Source organism: Aeromicrobium sp. Root495 (assembly GCF_001426755.1).
Lineage (GTDB): Bacteria > Actinomycetota > Actinomycetes > Propionibacteriales > Nocardioidaceae > Aeromicrobium.
In genome coordinates this window covers 2,408,392-2,425,293 of record NZ_LMFJ01000001.1, presented here as the reverse complement: position 1 = coordinate 2,425,293, position 16,902 = coordinate 2,408,392, and the positions used below count along the sequence as shown (strand labels likewise).

15 protein-coding genes and 1 tRNA gene are annotated in these 16,902 nt (G+C 71.6%); 9 read left to right on the top strand and 7 right to left on the bottom strand.

Annotated features, from left to right (window positions below; all coding sequences use genetic code 11):
* The first annotated feature begins 1 nt into the window (after window position 1).
* Complete coding sequence (locus tag ASD11_RS12110; protein ID WP_056287467.1) at window positions 2-1,777, top strand: ABC-F family ATP-binding cassette domain-containing protein; 1,776 nt, start codon at window positions 2-4, stop codon at window positions 1,775-1,777.
* Here the strand turns inward: ASD11_RS12110 and ASD11_RS12105 are convergent, their stop codons facing one another.
* Window positions 1,778-2,254, bottom strand: a complete 477-nt coding sequence (locus ASD11_RS12105; protein WP_056287465.1) for a hypothetical protein — start codon at window positions 2,252-2,254, stop codon at window positions 1,778-1,780.
* A 56-nt stretch (window positions 2,255-2,310) separates the two neighbouring features.
* A complete protein-coding gene (locus tag ASD11_RS12100; RefSeq protein WP_056287464.1) occupies window positions 2,311-2,805 on the bottom strand; it encodes a MarR family winged helix-turn-helix transcriptional regulator in 495 nt (164 codons plus the stop codon).
* 113 nt (window positions 2,806-2,918) lie between these two features.
* On the opposite strand from ASD11_RS12100, the gene ASD11_RS12095 reads away from it, so the two are divergent.
* From ASD11_RS12095 to ASD11_RS12070, 6 genes are all read left to right on the top strand, one after another.
* The gene (locus ASD11_RS12095) at window positions 2,919-3,446 is read left to right on the top strand and encodes a 2'-5' RNA ligase family protein (protein ID WP_056287462.1); all 528 of its coding nucleotides are present in this window, start codon (window positions 2,919-2,921) and stop codon (window positions 3,444-3,446) included.
* Window positions 3,447-3,484: 38 nt separating this feature from the next.
* Window positions 3,485-4,831, top strand: a complete 1,347-nt coding sequence (locus tag ASD11_RS12090) for an amidase family protein (protein WP_056287460.1) — start codon at window positions 3,485-3,487, stop codon at window positions 4,829-4,831.
* A complete protein-coding gene (locus ASD11_RS12085) occupies window positions 4,831-5,610 on the top strand; it encodes a methyltransferase domain-containing protein (protein WP_056287459.1) in 780 nt (259 codons plus the stop codon). The genes ASD11_RS12090 and ASD11_RS12085 overlap by 1 nt, the downstream gene beginning before the upstream one ends.
* Before the next feature lie 87 nt (window positions 5,611-5,697).
* A tRNA-Gln gene (locus ASD11_RS12080) sits at window positions 5,698-5,779 on the top strand.
* Between the two features lie 25 nt (window positions 5,780-5,804).
* Window positions 5,805-7,241 (top strand): bifunctional UDP-N-acetylglucosamine diphosphorylase/glucosamine-1-phosphate N-acetyltransferase GlmU, encoded by a 1,437-nt coding sequence (glmU, locus tag ASD11_RS12075; RefSeq protein ID WP_082554323.1) that lies wholly within the window; start codon window positions 5,805-5,807, stop codon window positions 7,239-7,241.
* Window positions 7,238-8,212 (top strand): ribose-phosphate diphosphokinase, encoded by a 975-nt coding sequence (locus tag ASD11_RS12070; RefSeq protein WP_327019526.1) that lies wholly within the window; start codon window positions 7,238-7,240, stop codon window positions 8,210-8,212. Before glmU ends, ASD11_RS12070 begins: the two co-directional genes overlap by 4 nt.
* 3 nt (window positions 8,213-8,215) lie before the next feature.
* Here ASD11_RS12070 and ASD11_RS12065 read toward each other — a convergent pair whose 3' ends face one another.
* Complete coding sequence (locus ASD11_RS12065) at window positions 8,216-9,502, bottom strand: hypothetical protein (protein ID WP_056287457.1); 1,287 nt, start codon at window positions 9,500-9,502, stop codon at window positions 8,216-8,218.
* 62 nt (window positions 9,503-9,564) lie between these two features.
* Here ASD11_RS12065 and ASD11_RS12060 point away from each other — a divergent pair, with 62 nt between their 5' ends.
* A complete protein-coding gene (locus ASD11_RS12060) occupies window positions 9,565-10,527 on the top strand; it encodes a glycoside hydrolase family 6 protein (protein WP_156464700.1) in 963 nt (320 codons plus the stop codon).
* 84 nt (window positions 10,528-10,611) lie between these two features.
* The gene (locus tag ASD11_RS18670) at window positions 10,612-11,580 is read left to right on the top strand and encodes a response regulator transcription factor (RefSeq protein ID WP_056287454.1); all 969 of its coding nucleotides are present in this window, start codon (window positions 10,612-10,614) and stop codon (window positions 11,578-11,580) included.
* Window positions 11,581-11,607: 27 nt separating this feature from the next.
* Here the strand turns inward: ASD11_RS18670 and ASD11_RS12050 are convergent, their stop codons facing one another.
* From ASD11_RS12050 to ASD11_RS12035, 4 genes are all read right to left on the bottom strand, one after another.
* Entirely contained in the window at window positions 11,608-12,369 is a 762-nt protein-coding gene (locus tag ASD11_RS12050; protein WP_056287452.1) for a hypothetical protein, read from the bottom strand.
* A gap of 41 nt (window positions 12,370-12,410) precedes the next feature.
* Window positions 12,411-13,838: a glycosyltransferase family 2 protein gene (locus ASD11_RS12045; protein WP_056287450.1), complete on the bottom strand. Its 1,428-nt coding sequence runs from the start codon at window positions 13,836-13,838 to the stop codon at window positions 12,411-12,413.
* Between the two features lie 92 nt (window positions 13,839-13,930).
* Window positions 13,931-14,992 carry a GGDEF domain-containing protein gene (locus ASD11_RS12040; RefSeq protein ID WP_056287449.1) on the bottom strand — a complete coding sequence of 354 codons (1,062 nt, stop codon included), beginning with the start codon at window positions 14,990-14,992 and terminating at the stop codon, window positions 13,931-13,933.
* Entirely contained in the window at window positions 14,989-16,665 is a 1,677-nt protein-coding gene (locus ASD11_RS12035) for a sensor histidine kinase (RefSeq protein ID WP_056287448.1), read from the bottom strand. Before ASD11_RS12035 ends, ASD11_RS12040 begins: the two co-directional genes overlap by 4 nt.
* Window positions 16,666-16,902 lie beyond the last annotated feature (237 nt).

The following is a 16,902-nucleotide window of genomic DNA, read 5'->3' as shown; positions in this document are numbered from 1 at the left end:
CGTGCCGCCGCTCATCGGCGGGGAGACCCTCGCACTGGCCTATCCCGACCGCACGATCCTCGACGGCGTGTCCCTCGGGCTCGCCGACGGCGACCGGATCGGCGTCGTCGGTCGCAACGGCGACGGCAAGTCCACCCTGCTGCGGGTGCTGGCCCGGCGGCAGGAGCCCGACGACGGTCGCGTCACGTGGCGCCGCGACCTGCGCATCGGCGTGCTCGACCAGGCCGACGTCCTCGACCCCGACCTCACCGTGGCCGAGGTCGTGGTGGGCGACCGCCCCGAGCACGAGTGGGCCGGCGACGCACGCATCCGCGACGTCGTGTCCGGCCTGCTGAGCGACCTGCCCTGGGACGCCCGCGTGGGAGACCTCAGCGGAGGCCAGCGTCGGCGCACGGCGCTCGCACAGGTGCTGGTGGGCGAGCACGACGTCGTGTTCCTCGACGAGCCCACCAACCACCTCGACATCGAGGGCGTCACGTGGCTGGCCCAGCACGTCAAGTCCTCGCCCGTCTCGGCCTGGGCCGTCGTCACCCACGACCGCTGGTTCCTCGACGAGATCTGCACCGTCACGTGGGAGGTCCACGACGGCGTGGTCGACTCCTTCGAGGGTGGCTACGCCGCCTACGTGCTGCAGCGCGTGGAGCGCGACCGCCAGTCCGCGGCGTCGGAGGAGAAGCGCCAGAACCTCATGCGCAAGGAGCTCGCCTGGCTGCGCCGCGGCGCCCCCGCCCGCACGGCCAAGCCCAAGTTCCGCATCGACGCCGCCAACGCCCTCATCGAGCGCGAGCCGCCGGTGCGCGACACCGTGGAGCTCATGCAGCTCGCCACGGCGCGCCTCGGCAAGGACGTCGTCGACATCCTCGACGTCTCGGTGTCCTACGGCGACCACCGGGTGCTCGACCACGTCGAGTGGCGCATCAAGCCCGGCGAGCGCGCGGGGATCCTCGGCGTCAACGGCGCCGGCAAGAGCACGTTGCTGGGTCTCGTCACCGGTGAGGTGGAGCCCACGGCCGGACGGGTCAAGCGCGGCAAGACCATCCGCGTGGCGGCCCTGTCGCAGTCGCTCAGCGAGCTCGACGGCCTGGGAGACGACCGGGTCCGCGACCTCGTCGCGCAGCAGCGGACCTCCTACGAGGCGGCCGGCAAGGAGATGTCGCCGGGCCAGCTGCTCGAGCGGCTCGGCTTCTCCTCCGGACAGCTCTCCACCAGGATCTCCGACCTCTCCGGTGGGCAGAAGCGCCGGCTCCAGCTCCTCATGATCCTGCTCGACGAGCCCAACGTCCTGATCCTCGACGAGCCCACCAACGACCTCGACACCGACATGCTCGCGGCCATGGAGGACCTGCTCGACTCGTGGCCGGGGACCCTCCTCGTCGTCTCGCACGACCGGTACCTCCTGGAGCGCGTGACGGACCACCAGTACGCCGTGCTGGGTGGCCACCTGCGTCACCTCCCCGGCGGCGTCGACGAGTACCTGCGGCTGCGCTCGCGCGAGCCGGCCACGAGCGGTGGCACGCCGGCCGACCGGTCGGCCTCCAGCCCGGCGTCCGTCCCGGTCGAGCCCGTGTCGCAGAAGGAGCGTCAGGAGCGGCGCAAGGAGGTGGCGCGGCTCGAGCGGCAGATCGAGAAGCTCTCGGCGCGCGAGGCGGCCCTCGAGGCCGACATGGTCGAGCACGCCACCGACCCGCCCCGCCTCGTCGCCCTGGCGGCCGAGCACGACGAGGTCGTGGGTCGGCGGCAGGAGCTCGAGGACCGCTGGCTCGAGGTCAGCGACTAGTCAGGCGCCGCAGTCCAGCTCGAGCGTGACCTTCTGCGGTCCTGACCCCGGCACGTCGACGGAGCCGGAGAACGCGTAGCCGTCGGCGACGGTCCGCACCGAGAGGCCGGAGCCGTCGGGAACCGTCACGAGGAGCTCGTCGTAGGAGATGGTCATCCTGGTGACCTCACCCTTCACGACGGTGGCCTGGATCGTGTTGGGCGCCGACCCGACGGCGTTCACGAGGACGCCACCGCCGCCGGTGTCGCTGCACGAGACCTTCCAGTCGTCGTCGGGCGAGATGTCGCCGATCGTGCCGATGACGTCGCCCGTGCCCGAGCCCTCGGGCACCTCCGACGTCTCCTCCGTGACCGGGACGGGTGTCGTGGTCGAGGCGCTGGGTCGATCCGCCGGCTCGGAGCCCGAGTCGGACGAGCAGCCGGCCAGCGCGACGCCCGCGACGAGCGCCAGCACGGCAGAGCGTAGGACGAGACGCATGACTTCCCCCTGAGGTCGTGGTGTCCCGAGCCTAGCCCGGTCGGCGCCGGCCAGGCTCAGTCGTCGAAGGGACGCAGCAGGTGTCGGAGGTCGCCCGTCAGTCGCTCGCGGGCCGGAGCGGGGAGCCCCGCGAGGATGGCCGACTCATGACCCAGGAGCTCGGCCACGGCGGCGTCCACCCGGGCCCGGCCGTCGTCGGTGAGCTGCACGAGCACGCCCCGCCGGTCCTCGGGGTCGGGGCGGCGCTGCACGAGACCCCGTCCGGTGAGTCGGTCGATGCGGTTGGTCATGGTCCCGCTCGTCACGAAGGTCTCGGCCACGAGGCGGCCGGGGGACAGCTCGTACGGGTGACCAGACCGACGCAGCGCGGACAGCACGTCGAACTCCCAGGACTCCAGCTCGTGCGCCGCGAAGGCGGTCTTGCGAGCCTGGTCCAGGTGCCGCGCGAGACGGCTCACCCGGCTCAGGACCTGCATGGGCGTCACGTCGAGGTCGGGACGCTCGCGCTCCCACGCCGCGACGATGCGGTCGACGTCGTCCTCGTGCGCCATGGCTGCTCCTCCGGTCCGCGCTCACAGTATCGGTCAAGAATCTCGACGTCGAGATACTCCAGGGTGACGTCGCCCGCCTCGCGTCCCGTCGGAGGGTGCGCGAGGCTCCTCTCATGGTGCAGTCCGTGGAGCTCGTGCTGGACCCGGATCTCGATGCCGCGGTCCGGGGTGAGTGGGCGCTGCTCCTCGACGCAGACCTCCCCAGCCAGGCGCGGCACACGGGTGAGTCCAACGCGCCGCACGTGACCCTCGGGGTGGCGGACACGGTGGACGACGCAGCCGAGGCCGCGCTGCGCTCCGTCCGGTACGGCGTGGGAGGTCCGGTGCGGCTCGGCGGGCTGCTCGTCTTCACGGGTCGGACCTTCGTGCTGTCCCGCGTGGTCGTGCCCACCGAGACGCTGCTCGCCGCCCACCGCGGTGTGCACGACGCTCTCGCCCATGTGTCCGGTCGACCGGACACGACGGCTCCTGGTGCCTGGACGCCGCACGTCACGCTGGCCCGCCGACTCGACGCGGCACAGCTGGCGGCGGCGCTCGAGGTGCTGGCCGGCCGGCCGCGTGAGCTGGACGGCACGATCATGGCCGCGCGCCGCTGGGACGGCGACGCGCGCCGCACGTGGGACGTCACCCGCGCAGCCTGAGGCGGCGGCGACCGCCCGTTCGGGCGTAGGTTTGCCTCGTGCACGCATCCCAGCTCGTGGGCGCCGGTCCGGTCGCCCAGTCCGAGGCGCTGCGGTCCGGCGCCATCACGTCCCGCGACCTCACCGTCGCCACCCTGTCGGCCGTCGAGCGCGAGAACGCGCGGCTCAACGCGGTGGTCGAGCTGCTCACCGACGAGGCCTTCGACGCTGCCGACGAGGCCGACCGACGCCGTGGCAACGGCGAGGACTCGCCGCTGCTCGGCGTCCCGATCGCCGTGAAGAACGACCTCGACGTCGAGGGCCGCGTCACGCGCCTCGGCAGCCGGGCCTTCGTCGAGCCTGCCGTCCGCGACAGCGACCTCGTGCTCGACCTGCGTCGGGCGGGTCTCGTGCCCGTCGCCTCCACGACCTTGCCCGAGCTGGCGATCTACGGCTTCACCGAGTCCGTCGCCACCGGCATCACCCGCAACCCCCACGACCTGGACCGCACGAGTGGCGGGTCCTCGGGCGGTTCCGCCGCCTTGGTCGCGGCCGGGGCGATCGGTCTCGCCACGGCGTCCGACGGGGCAGGGTCCATCCGCATCCCGGCGGCTTCCTGCGGCCTGGTCGGGTTCAAGCCCACGCACGGCACCCTCGCGTCCTCGGGCGGGTGGCACGGACTGTCGACCCAGGGCTGCGTGGTCCCCACGGTGGCCGACGCGGCCCTGTTCCTCGACACGCTCGGGCTCTTCACCGGATCCCTGGTGGACGCGGTGTCCGCCACCCCGCAGAGGCTCCGCATCGGTGTGAGCACCAGCGCGTCGGCCGCCACGCGCCCGGAGCGCCTCGACCCCGAGGTCCGCGAGGCGATGGACCGGGCGGCCGAGGTGCTGGGCGCCGCCGGCCACGAGGTCCGCGAGGTGACCATCCCCTACGGCCTCGACGCGAAGGCCCTCACGGTGCGCTACCTCGCGGGGATCCGGGAGAAGGCGCTCACCGCGTCCGACCCCGCCCTGCTGGAGAAGCGCACGCGCCAGGTCGCGCGGCTCGGCGCCCCGTTCGGCGAGCGCGCCGTCGCGTGGGCCGGCGCCCAGGGTGCTGCCTTCGGGGCGCGCATCCACGACGACCTCGGCGTCGACGTGCTCCTGACCCCTGTCATGAGCAGCACCGCGCTGCCCGTGGGCCGTTTCCGGGGCAAGGGCGGCCTGCGGACCGTGCTCGGCATGAACGCCTTCTACCCCTACACCGCGCAGTGGAACCACGCGGGGACGCCCGCCGTCTCGCTCCCGGCCGGCACGGCCGACGACGGCCTGCCGCTCGCGGTGCAGCTCGTCGCCCGGATCGGCGAGGACGCGCTGCTGATGTCCGTGGCGGCACAGGTCGAGGCCGGGCTCGGAGGCGTCTGATGCCGCAGTGGGATCCCACCCAGTACCTACGTTTCGCCGACGAGCGGGGTCGCCCGTTCGTCGACCTCGTCGCGAGGGTGCGGTCCCACGCCGCGACGGTGGTGGACCTGGGCTGCGGACCGGGCCAGCTCATGCCGGTGCTGCGTGAGCGCTGGCCCGACGCCGACATCGTGGGCGTCGACTCCTCGGCCGAGATGATCGAGCGGGCGCGCGCCGACGAGCAGGACCCGCGGATCGCCTACGAGCTGGCCGACGTCGTCGGGTACCGGCCGTCGGGCGAGGTCGACGTGATCGTGTCCAACGCGCTGTTCCAGTGGGTCCCGGAGGAGCTCGAGGTCCTCACCGCGCTCGCCGGGCACGTGCGGCCCGGAGGCGCCGTCGCGGTCCAGGTCCCGGACAACGGCACGTCGCCCAGCCACGCGCTGCTCCGCGAGATCGCTGCACGTGAGCCGTACGCGGCCCACACGCAGGGGCTGCTCGAGGTGCGGGGGAGCGGGCCCGAGGTGTACCTCGAGCTCTTCTCCGACCTCGGCTGGTCGGTCGACGCCTGGTCCACCACGTACCTCCACGTGCTGCCGGGGGACGACGCGGTCTTCGAGTGGATCAGCGGCACCGGGGCGCGCCCCGTGCTCCAGGCCCTCCCCGACGACCTCCGCGAGCAGTTCACCGAGGAGTACAAGACCGCGTTGCGAACGGCCTACCCGAGGAAGCCGCTCGGCACCGTCCTCCCCTTCCGCCGCACCTTCGCCGTCGCCCACGCCCCCACCCCCGATGTGTGACCTTGCTGTCGTCATCGTGCGTGTTTGACGCCAACAACGTCACAAATCGCGGAGCCTGGGTGGGGTCGCGATAGCCTGTTCGGGCGATCCCCGATTGGTCTGCCGGCAGGGCCCGCCTGACTTTGAATCAGGACTAGCGACGTAGGTTCGACTCCTACTCGGGGAGCCAGGACAACCACACCAGGAGGGCAGACGTGAGCGCACGCGTCACGGCCGTCGTCCTCGCCGCGGGGGCGGGCACACGGATGAAGTCGTCGAGGGCCAAGGTCCTCCACGAGATCGGCGGGCGGAGCCTCGTGGCCCACGCCCTCACGGCGGTCCGCGACGTCGGGGCCGCCACCACCGTCACGGTGGTGGGGCACGACCGCGAGCAGGTCTCGGCCGCGGTCACCGACCTCGACCCCACGATCGTCCAGGTGGTGCAGGAGGAGCAGCGCGGCACGGGGCACGCCGTCCAGGTCGCGCTCGACGCCCTCGCCGAGGAGCCCGAGGGCACCGTGCTCGTCACGTATGCCGACGTCCCCCTGCTCACCGGCCAGACGCTCAGCGAGCTGGTCCTCACGCACCGCCACGCCCAGAACGCCGTCACGATCCTCAGCGCCGAGGTCACCGATCCCACCGGCTACGGCCGCATCGTCCGCGACGAGTCCGGCGCGGTCCAGGCCATTCGCGAGCACAAGGACGCGAGCGACGCCGAGCGGGCGCTGCGCGAGATCAACTCCGGCGTCCTCGCGGTCGACGCCGCGTTCCTGGCGCGGGCCGTCGGGGCGCTCGAGACCTCCAACGCCCAGGGGGAGCTGTACCTCACCGACGTCGTGGCCAAGGCCGTGGCGGAGGGGCGTCCGGTCGGCGCGCACGTGCTGGAGGACGTCTGGCAGACCGAGGGGGTGAACGACCGCCTGCAGCTGGCCAGGCTCGGTGCCGAGCTCAACCGCCGCACGCTCGAGCACTGGATGCGTGAGGGCGTCACGATCATCGACCCCGCCACCACCTGGATCGACTCCGCCGTGAGCCTCGAGGCCGATGCGACCGTCCTGCCCGGGACCCAGCTGCTGGGCGCCACCTCGGTCGCGAGCGGCGCGACGATCGGTCCCGACACCACGCTGCGCAACGTCGAGGTCGGCGCAGGCGCCACCGTCGTCCGTACGCACGGCTCCGACGCCGTCGTCGGTCCCGACGCCACCGTGGGCCCGTTCGCGTACCTGCGCCCCGGCACGGAGCTGGGCGCCGGAGGCAAGATCGGCACGTTCGTCGAGACCAAGAACGCGCACATCGGCGACGGGGCCAAGGTGCCCCACCTGTCCTACGTCGGCGACGCCGAGGTGGGCGAGGGCAGCAACATCGGGGCGGGCACGATCGTGGCCAACTACGACGGCGTCCACAAGCACCGCACGGTGGTCGGCAAGCACGCCCGCACCGGCTCCGACAACGTCTTCGTCGCCCCCGTGACCATCGGCGACGGCGCCTTCACCGGCGCCGGTACCACGGTCCGCGACGACGTCCCGCCGGGGGCGCTTGCGGTGTCGGCAGGGGAGCAGAGGATCATCGAGGGGTGGGTGCAGCGCAAGCGGCCCGACACGGCATCGGCGCGGGCCGCTGCCGAGGCGAACGATGAGGAGCCCCCCAGGTGAGTAGCCTGCTCAAGCAGACGCCCACGAAGAAGATCATGCTCTTCTCCGGCCGAGCGCACCCCACGCTCGCGCAGGAGGTGGCCGACCTCCTCGAGGTGGAGCTCGTCCCCACCACCGCGTACGACTTCGCCAACGGTGAGATCTACGTGCGGTTCGACGAGTCGGTCCGTGGCTGCGACGCCTTCGTGATCCAGAGCCATGCCGCGCCCATCAACGAGGCGATCATGGAGCAGCTCATCATGATCGACGCGCTCAAGCGTGCGTCGGCCAAGCGCATCACGGTCATCCTCCCGTTCTACGGCTACGCCCGTCAGGACAAGAAGCACCTCGGCCGCGAGCCCATCTCGGCCCGCCTCATGGCCGACCTCTTCCTCACCGCCGGGGCCGACCGCCTCATGACGGTCGACCTCCACACCGCGCAGATCCAGGGCTTCTTCGACGGTCCCGTCGACCACCTCCTGGCCATGCCGGTCCTCACGCGCCACGTGAAGAAGAAGTACGGCAAGAAGCCGCTCGCCGTGGTCTCGCCCGACGCCGGCCGCATCAAGGTCGCGGAGTCGTGGGCCAACGCCCTGGGTGGTGCGCCGCTGGCGTTCATCCACAAGACGCGCGACCCCCGCAAGCCCAACGAGTCCAAGGCCAACCGCGTCGTCGGTGAGGTCGAGGGCCGCGTGTGCATCCTGGTCGACGACCTCATCGACACCGGCGGCACGATCGTCCAGGCCGCCGAGGCCCTCATGGCCGACGGTGCGGAGGCGGTCGTCATCGCCGCCACGCATGCCGTGTTCTCCGGTCCGGCCGTCGAGCGCCTCCGGGACTCCTCGGCCGTCGAGGTCATCGTGACCAACACGCTCCCCATCGCCGAGGACAAGTACTTCGAGAAGCTCACGGTCCTCTCCATCGCCCCGCTGCTGGCCCAGGCCACGGCCGCGGTGTTCGAGGACGGCTCGGTCACCAGCCTGTTCCGCTGATCCTCACGGCGCCTTCGTCGTGGGCGTGGCGGTCGGGGACGCTGTCGGTGTCGGAGTCGGTGTCGGAGTCGGAGTGGGCACGCGGACGACCTTGATCGTCCCGAGGTCCGCCGTCGTCCCCTGAGTCACGGTGTACGGCCCCTTCGTGGCCTCCTGGTAGCGCACCTCGTCGATGGGGTTGCGTGGACGGATGGTCAGGGTGACCGGGTTGTCACCGTCGGGGACCGACCCACCCACCTCGAAGTACCCCTGGCTCGAGGTGCGCACGGTCTCGTACGGGTGCCCGTACTTGTCGTTGATCGTCACCTCGACGCCGCCCAGGCGCTTGCCGGTGGTCGCGTCCACCAGGGTGCCGGCGAGGATGCCGCCCTGGTACCGCAGGTCGAGGCTCCCCGCATCGGTGACACGGCCGCTCCTCACGGACGGCAGGGAGAAGGTTCGCCCCAGGTAGCGGTCGGCGCCGGGCACCTTGAGCGTGTACCGACCCGGGCTCAGGCCACGGAGCGACGTCAGGCTGCCCTTCGAGGCCTTCACGACCCAGAACTGGCCGGTGGTCCGGTTGACCGCCGTGACGTAGGGGGAGTCCTTGAGCGAGATGCCCCCGGCGAGGACGAGCCCCGTGTAGCGTCCCGCCCTGGTGCTCATCCGGACGGTGAGCTTCGTGGAGACGGCGAGCCGCTTGAGCGTCACGCGTCGGGGCGCTGCCGTGTAGGCCCCGGCGTGGTCGTAGGAGAACACGGTGTACGTGCCCAGCGGCAGCCCGCCGAGGAGGTAGCCACCGCCTCGGTCGGCGCGGGAGGTGTAGACCGTGCCCGTGGTGTCGCCGTCGCGGACCGCCTTGATCGTGGTGAGGGGTGCGGTCCGTCCGTTCCTGAAGGTCCTGCCCCACAGCGATGCGCCGACCTTCAGGTGGACGTTCTGCTTGACCGTGGCGCCCGGGGCCAGACTCACCTTCACGTCCTTCGTGAGGTGCTTGGTCTTGTCGTAGCTGGGCCGCACGTCCACGAACTGCAGGACGTAGGAACCCGCTGCGAGGTCAGCGGTCCGGTAGTCGCCGTCGGCGTTCGCGGACGCCGTCCTGAGGTAGGCCCAGCCGCCGTCCTTCTGCACGAGGAAGATGCGCACCCGGATCCGGTCGAGCCGCTTGCCGTGGGTGTCGACCGCGGTGCCGTGGATGGTGCCCTGGGCAGCCGCGGCGTCGGCCGACGTGCTCGCCGGACCGGCGAGGAGGAGCGCCAGTAGGCTGGTCACCCCGAGTGCGATCAGGGCGCGTGAGCTCTGCACGTTCATGCATTCTCCAGGTGAGTTGTAGCCGGGGTGACGTGGTCCCACGACGGCAGGAGGCCGACAGCGTGAGCAGGAAGCTGGCAGGATCGGCGGTGGTGGTGGCGGTCCTGGCGGTCCTGGTGATGGTGGTGGTGCTCCGAGGTTCGTCGGCCCCGGACGCGAACCCGTTCGCCCGTGCTCGTCCGCTCGTGGACCCTCAGTCCGCCGCTGCGGCCGCCGCGGCCTCGGCCGACGGCGCCGACCAGGCCGTGCTGGCGCGCATCGCCGACGTCCCGACCGCGGTGTGGCTCGTGCCGGAGGCCCTGGATCGTGCTCAGGTGGCGGACCGGGTCACGACCCTCGCCCAGCGTGCCCGCGCCGAGCGCAGGGTGGCCGTGGTGGTCGTGTACGGCATCCCCCAGCGTGACTGCAGCGGCCAGGAGTCCGCCGGCGGACTCGACGCCGACGGCTACCAGGCCTGGGTGCAGGCCATCGCCGAGGCGGGCGAGGGCGTCGTGGCGGTGCTCGAGCCCGATGCGCTGGCCACGGCCGACGAGTGCGGGCTCGCGGACCAGCGCACGGCCCTGCTCCGCGAGGCTGCGAAGACCCTCGACGAGCACGGCATCTGGACCTACGTGGACGCAGGGCACTCGCACTGGGTGGAGCCCCGTCGCATGGCGCAGCTCATCGAGGCCGTCGGGGCGGAGCACCTGCGCGGGTTCGCCACCAACGTGGCCGGCTACGAGACGGACGCCGACGAGCTGGCCTACGCCCGCGCCGTGCGCGCCGAGGTGCCGTCCCTGCACTACGTCATCGACTCCGGGCGCAACGGCGTGGGCCCGGGCGCCCCGGGCGACTTCTGCAACCCGCCCGGACGGGCCCTGGGCCGGCAGCCGGCCACCGGGACCGGCGGCCTCGACGCCCGTCTCTGGATCAAGCCACCCGGTGAGAGCGACGGCGCCTGCAACGGCGGCCCCGACGCCGGCCAGTTCTGGGTGGAGGGGGCGCTCTCCCTGGCCGCGGCGGCCGGCTGGTCCGAGACGCAGTAGACCCTTCGTCGCGAGCGGTCCGCAGGCCCCGAATTTCTTGGCAATGCGGTCAGGATGACCCGCTGGCCCGGATACGCTGGCGTCATGCCAGCAGCGGAGCGCCGTGCCGTCGTCATCGAGGACGATCCCGACATCCGAGACCTCCTGAAGATGGTCCTCGTCCAGAGCGGGTTCGACACCGTCGCGGCGCCTGACGGGCCCCAGGGGATCGAGGCGGTCCGTGCCCACGATCCCGTGCTCACGACCCTCGACGTCTCCATGCCCGGCATGGACGGCTTCGCCGTGGCCGCGCGGCTGCGCGAGTTCAGCAGCACGTACATCATCATGCTGACCGGGCAGGCCGACGAGATCGACGTGATCCAGGGCCTTCAGTCCGGTGCCGACGACTACCTCCTCAAGCCCTTCCGCCCGCGTGAGCTGCGGGTGCGGATCGAGGCCATGCTGCGACGTCCGCGCGGTCTCGCCGCCGAGGCCGAGGCCGGCGCGGAGGGCGAGGACGCCGAGAGGACCACCACGACGCCGGCCGCCGCGAGGTCCGCGCCGTCGACCGACTTCCTGGTTCCGGGCGCTGCGCCCCTCATCCCGCAGCCGGGCGCCGAGCCCGCTCCCGCGCCCGTCCAGACCCAGCAGCCCGTCCAGCCGGTGCAGGCCCCGGAGCCGGTCCAGGCCCAGCAGCCGGTCGAGCCCGTGCAGGCCCAGCAGGCCGTCGTGGGCACGCCCGGGGGGCCGGACGCCGTGCAGTGGCGCGGTCTCGCCGCCGACGTGGGCACCCGCGTGGCGGTCGTCGACGGACGTCCCGTCGACCTGACCCGCACCGAGTTCGACCTGCTCGTCACGCTGCTCCAGACGGGTCGTCGGGTGCGCAGCAAGGCCGACCTCGTGCTCACCCTGCGCGGCGAGAGCTACGTCACCACCTACTACGTCACCGACGCCGACAAGCGGGGCATCGAGGTGCACATGGCCAACCTGCGCCGCAAGCTCGGTGACTCCAGCGCCACGCCTCGCTGGATCGAGACCGTGCGCGGCGTCGGCTACCGCCTCGCCGGGGACTGAGGCACCCACGCGTCGACCCACCCGTCGTCAGTTGGCGTCGACGGGGATCTTGGCCACCGAGGTGGCCTTGGCCGACGCGAAGACCGTGATGGGCACGTCCTGGCGGATCGTGTGCCGGTCGTACGACGACGAGCCGGCCTCCCGCTGCACGTAGACCCGGGCTGCGATCCTCAGGGTCACGCGACGGACGTCGAGGTCCATCGGGCCGATCTTCTGGTTGCGCAGCTCGAAGGATCCCTTGGGCGAGGTGATGAGCATGCCGTACTTCTTCTTGCTCAACGGCTCGGGGTCCCACGTGATGCGCTTGGCCTGAGCGTTGAGCTCGTAGGGCTGGACCGCCGTCGAGAGATCGGTGTCGTCGGAGTCGTCCTTGCCGCTGACCTGGTCGGCCGTGGCCGTGGTGGAGGCGATGCTGATGCGGTCGAGGTAGACCTTCCGCTTGGTCTTGAAGTCGTCGCGGATCTTGCGGTCGAGGTCGTAGGCCGTCATCGTGATGGTGAAGAACTTGTTGCCCCGCGGGAACCACTCGTGCGTGCGCGGCGTGGACTTGGTGGGGTAGAGCGTGTAGACGAAGTCGATCCCGTCGACGTTGATGTGCGACTGGAACGTGCCGTCGCGCGTGAACTGCGTCTCCTCCACGGGCACCGGGCTGGAGCTGGCCGACGGCGTGGGGGTCGGGTCGGACTCGGGGCTCAGCGACGAGCAGCCGCTCAGCGTGAGCGTCAGCGCGAGGGCCGCGCCGACGCCGGTGGCGATGCGACGACGGGTGGGCGTGCGGGCGGGGTTCATGCGGGCTCCAGGATGGGTGCGAGACAGAGGGCGGACGGCGTTCACACGCGGAACCCGCGGTAGGGACGGAAGACCTTCAAGGACATCCAGGCGGTCTGCAGGAGCGTGACCACGCCGAGCGTCGTCCAGCCCACCACGAGGGAGTCGGACTTCATGGAGGAGTCGAGCTGGGACCAGCCGGCCACGGCGCCCGCCACGGTGAGGGCGAGCAGGAGCACGGGCAGGACGTGCGCGGGCAGCAGCGAGGTCTCGCCGCCGCTCTCGGCCCTGGCCTGGAGCGCCCAGTTGTCCGTCTGGGACCGACCGAAGAACTTGGCCCACGAGCGGGCGAAGTGACCGAGCCGGATCCACATGTAGAGCTCGGCCGGGACGATCATGAGCGCGAACCAGTAGTCCCGCCGGGTCCGGGACGCCATCTGGTGGGCCACGCGGGCGTTGAGCAGGACGGCCGCGAGGGGCGGGAGGAGCCACAGCGGGCTGAACAGGAACGCGTGGAACAGCAGCGAGGCGCTCAGGAGGAAGAAGAACGCGAGGCGGGTGAAGCCGTTGATGGCCATCGAGATGTTCTCGAACCAGCGCAGCCGCAGGTTGGGGTGGAACGGCTGGCCCTTGGTGTCGCCGCGTTGACCGGGCCACATCAGGTCGATCGCACCGTTGTTCCACTTCACCTGCTGGGCATCGAGAGCGCGCAGGGTGGTCATGCCGCCCACGTTGGCGCGGGCCCGGGCGCTGATCTTGGTGAGGTAGCCGGCGGACTTGATCTGCAGCGACAGGAGCGAGTCCTCGATCTCGCTGTCGCGGACCCAGGGGCTGCGCTGGTGGGTGTCGCGGACGACCTCGTGGAGGGCCGCGACGGAGAAGATCGAGTACTGGCCCCCGAGCACCGCCATGTTCCGACCGCGCAGGAGGTTCTGCAGGTTGAAGGCCGCGAACTGGGCCCGCTGTCCTGCGATGAGGAACTTGGCCAGCACGCCGTCGAGCCCGGTGTCGTCGATGCTGTAGATGGCCGAGATGCCGCCGATGCGGTCGTCGCTGGCCATCTCCTCGACGAGGAACTCGATGGCCCGGGGGTCGGCGGTCGTGTCGCCGTCGACGCCCAGCATGTAGTCCATGCCCTCGACGAGGGAGAAGCCGTAGTTGAGGGCGCCCACCTTCTTGTCGGGGTTCTCGCCGATGTCGTGCACGTAGATGGAGGTGAGCTGCTGGTCGTCGGAGTGGCCACGCACGTGGGGGCCGGCGTAGTGCGAGGCCACCTCGGCCGTGTCGTCGGTGGTGTTGTTCACCACGACGTGCACGACGTCGGGCAGACGCGTCTGGGCGAGCAGCGAGTCGAGGACGCTCGCGATCGTCTCGCCCTCGTTGTAGGCCGGGACCACGCAGCCCACGGTGGGTCGCGGACGGGACGCGAAGCTCTCGACGGCGGGCTCCGGGGTCGGGGTCCACTGGTCAGGGGGGAACTGGGTGCTCATCCTCGTCCTCAGGTCAGGTGGCGCTCGTCCGATCCTCGTGCACCGACCTCAGGTGGCCCGCAGGTTCTGCTCAAGATTCCGTCAAGGTTCGCTCACCGACCGGAGTGGTCGACCAGACGGTCGATGTCCCCGACCGCAGCCGGCGGCCCGATCCGTGTCACGTCGCACTCCACGCGCAGGGGCAGGCCTGCCGGAGGGGGCGTGACGGCGAGCGCGTGGCGCAGGGTCTCGGCCGCGGACGAGGGGCCAGGGTCCACGAGCAGCACCGCGAACCGACCTCGGCCGATGTAGCCGAGGAGCCGATCGGCCGAGAGCTCGTGACGGAGCACCTCGGCCACGTGCACGATGACGGTCTGACGGGCCTGCTCGCCGTACGCATGGACGAGCGCGTCGAGGTCGTGGACAGCGACCACCAGGAGCTCGGTGCTCTGGCCGGTGAGGCCGGCGCGGGAGAGCTGGTCGACCGCGCGGCTGCGGAAGTCTGCGGGGTTGAGCAGGCCCGCCACCGTGGCGCGTCCCACGCGAGCACCGAGGCGACGCTCGGCCTGGCCCTCGCGCATCGCGTTGAGCGCGACCGCGATGGTCACGCTGAACATGGCGGCCACGCCCAGCACGCGCCAGTCCGACGGTGCCGCCTCGGGCACCGAGCCCACGCTCTGACGGACGACCGCCGCGAGGGAGACCAGCACGAGGAACCCCAGGACGATCCGCAGGAAGCGGGCCTCCACGTAGTCGCGGGTCGACCCGCTTCCGAGCTCCAGGACGGTGAGCACGCCGAGGGCCGCCATCACGAGGAGCTGCACCCCTCGGGCGACCTCCGGGTCGGCCGCGGTGGCGATGCCCACGACGAGGAGGGCGGCCGCGGTGACCGCCCAGCCCGCCCGGCGACGGTTGATGAGCCGGGTGCCCATCCAGAGCGCGGACAGCCCGAGGACCGGGAGAGCCGCGAGGAAGAACGTCAGGCCGGGGTCGGGGGCGGTGTCGCCCAGCACGGAGGCCGCGCCGAGGGCGACCGTCGTGGCGAGGAAGCCCACGGACCACATGCGACTGGCGGGCTCGTTGTGACGCTGCGCCGTCGCTGCCGCGAACAGCGCGGTGGGACCGATGAGCGTGAGGGTCGCGACGACACGGACGGTCTGGGGATCCAGGTTCACGCGCGGTCTCCCGCCAGGAGGGTGAGGCGGATGGTCACGGTGGTGCCCTCGCCGACGACGCTGGCGACGTCGATGGACCCACCGTGCTGGTCGACGATCTCGCGGCAGATGGTGAGCCCCAGGCCCGTGCCCACGGTGGCCGAGCCGCGGGCGGACTCCGAGCGGTAGAAGGGCTCGAAGAGGTGGTCGAGGTCGTAGGCCGACATGCCGGGGCCGGTGTCGCGGATCTTGAGGACCTGCTCGCCGCGCTCGAGGTCGCGCTCGATGGCCATCTCGACGAGACCGTCGGGGCGGTTGTACTTGATGGCGTTGGACACGAGGTTGTCGAGCACCTGGCGCAGGCGGAACGAGTCGCCCTCGACGAGGGCGGAGGCCGGGACGCTCAGCACGAGTCGCACACCGCGGTCCGCGGCCACGGGCTCCAGTGCCCGAGCGGCTTCGCGGGCGATCGCGGCGAGGTCGACCTGCTCGCGCTGCATGGCCGCCGCCCGTGCGTCGCCGGCCCTCGTCACGAGGAGGTCGCCGACCAGCGCCTGGAGGCGCTCTGAGTTGCGACGCGCGACCTCGATCCGCTCACGGGTCCCGTCGACGATCTGGTCGTCCTCGAGCGCCAGGTCGAGGTAGCCGAGGATCGAGCTGAGCGGGGTCCGGAACTCGTGGGAGAGGCTCGTCACCATCTCGTCTCGTCGACGCTCGGCGGCGAGCTGCTCGGTGAGGTCCCGCATCACGAGGACGACACGGTCGATGGAGCCGTCGGGACGCATGATGAGCTGCGCGCTGACGTCAACGGCCACCCGCCCTCCGTCACGGAGACCCAGCCAGAGCACCTCGTTGATGACCTCCTCGCCGTGGAGGGCCCGCAGCAGCGGGAAGTCCTGGGGGTCGATCCGGGTCGAGCCGTCGGGGCCGAAGAGCGGCACGTCCTCCCACGGTGTGCCGGCCCCCACCCCGAACCGCGCGAAGAGGTCGCGGGCGGTCTGGTTGGAGTGCGTCACCTGCCCTTCCGCGTCGAAGGTGACCACGGCGAAGGGCACGACGTTCATGATCGAGCGCAGGGCCGACTCCTCGACCCGGGTGGAGTCCAGCGCGTCCTCCAGCATGGCGCTCTGCTGGAAGAGCAGCGAACGCTGCGCCCGAAGCCGCTCGTACGACGCCGCCAGCACGCCTGACATGAGGGCCAGGGTCAGGATGATGGAGCCGGTGGCAGGCAGGCTCGCGGGTCGGACCGGGTCGATGATGCCGTTGCGCTCGAGCGCGACCTGGCTCAGCAGCACGACGGCCGGGACGCTCGAGCCCAGGACGATGCCGAGCCGTCCGCGGGCCGAGGCGAGCCACAGGACGGGGATGACCATGATGATGCCGAAGCCGGCGTCGGGCTGGGCGATGCGGAGCAGGCAGATGGCCACGGCGTCGAGGGCCGGGACCACGAGCTGCCAGCGACGGTCGAGCCGCTCCCAGGGCAGGACGGCCGCGCCGACCGAGACGACCAGGACGAAGATGACTCCGTAGGTGAGGAACTCCACCTTGACCTCGTCGGCGGTAGGCGGTGCCAGCGCGAAGACGAGCAGCAGGACCGCACCGACGGAGGCGACGAGGCTCGCCTGCTGACGGAAGACGTCGTCCCGGGGAGCCACGCCCGCGTGCGCGATTCCGTCGTCGGGGGGGACCGTCATGACGGAAAATATAGGAAACGCGGGGGTCAGAGGCGGCGGATTGTCCGGGATGCGGCCGAAATCACCCTCGGAGCGCCCCTCCGCGGCGCGATTTTCCTCTCGCCGTGCCCCTGGGATAGACTCGTGGGGTTGCCTCGGCGAGGGCGGACCTCGGTCCGCCGTGATCGACAGGGCGCTCCACAGGAGTGCTGTGTCGAGCGCCCGTCCCGGTGAGCCGAGCACGCCAGACGTCATCCC

Coding starts and splice junctions, on each gene's coding strand:
- ASD11_RS12105 (WP_056287465.1), bottom strand. CDS start 2,254: ATGCGTCTCGTCCTACGCTCTGCCGTGCTGGCGCTCGTCGCGGGCGTC.
- ASD11_RS12100 (WP_056287464.1), bottom strand. CDS start 2,805: ATGGCGCACGAGGACGACGTCGACCGCATCGTCGCGGCGTGGGAGCGC.
- ASD11_RS12095 (WP_056287462.1), top strand. CDS start 2,919: ATGGTGCAGTCCGTGGAGCTCGTGCTGGACCCGGATCTCGATGCCGCG.
- ASD11_RS12085 (WP_056287459.1), top strand. CDS start 4,831: ATGCCGCAGTGGGATCCCACCCAGTACCTACGTTTCGCCGACGAGCGG.
- ASD11_RS12065 (WP_056287457.1), bottom strand. CDS start 9,502: ATGAACGTGCAGAGCTCACGCGCCCTGATCGCACTCGGGGTGACCAGC.
- ASD11_RS18670 (WP_056287454.1), top strand. CDS start 10,612: ATGCCAGCAGCGGAGCGCCGTGCCGTCGTCATCGAGGACGATCCCGAC.
- ASD11_RS12050 (WP_056287452.1), bottom strand. CDS start 12,369: ATGAACCCCGCCCGCACGCCCACCCGTCGTCGCATCGCCACCGGCGTC.
- ASD11_RS12045 (WP_056287450.1), bottom strand. CDS start 13,838: ATGAGCACCCAGTTCCCCCCTGACCAGTGGACCCCGACCCCGGAGCCC.
- ASD11_RS12035 (WP_056287448.1), bottom strand. CDS start 16,665: ATGACGGTCCCCCCCGACGACGGAATCGCGCACGCGGGCGTGGCTCCC.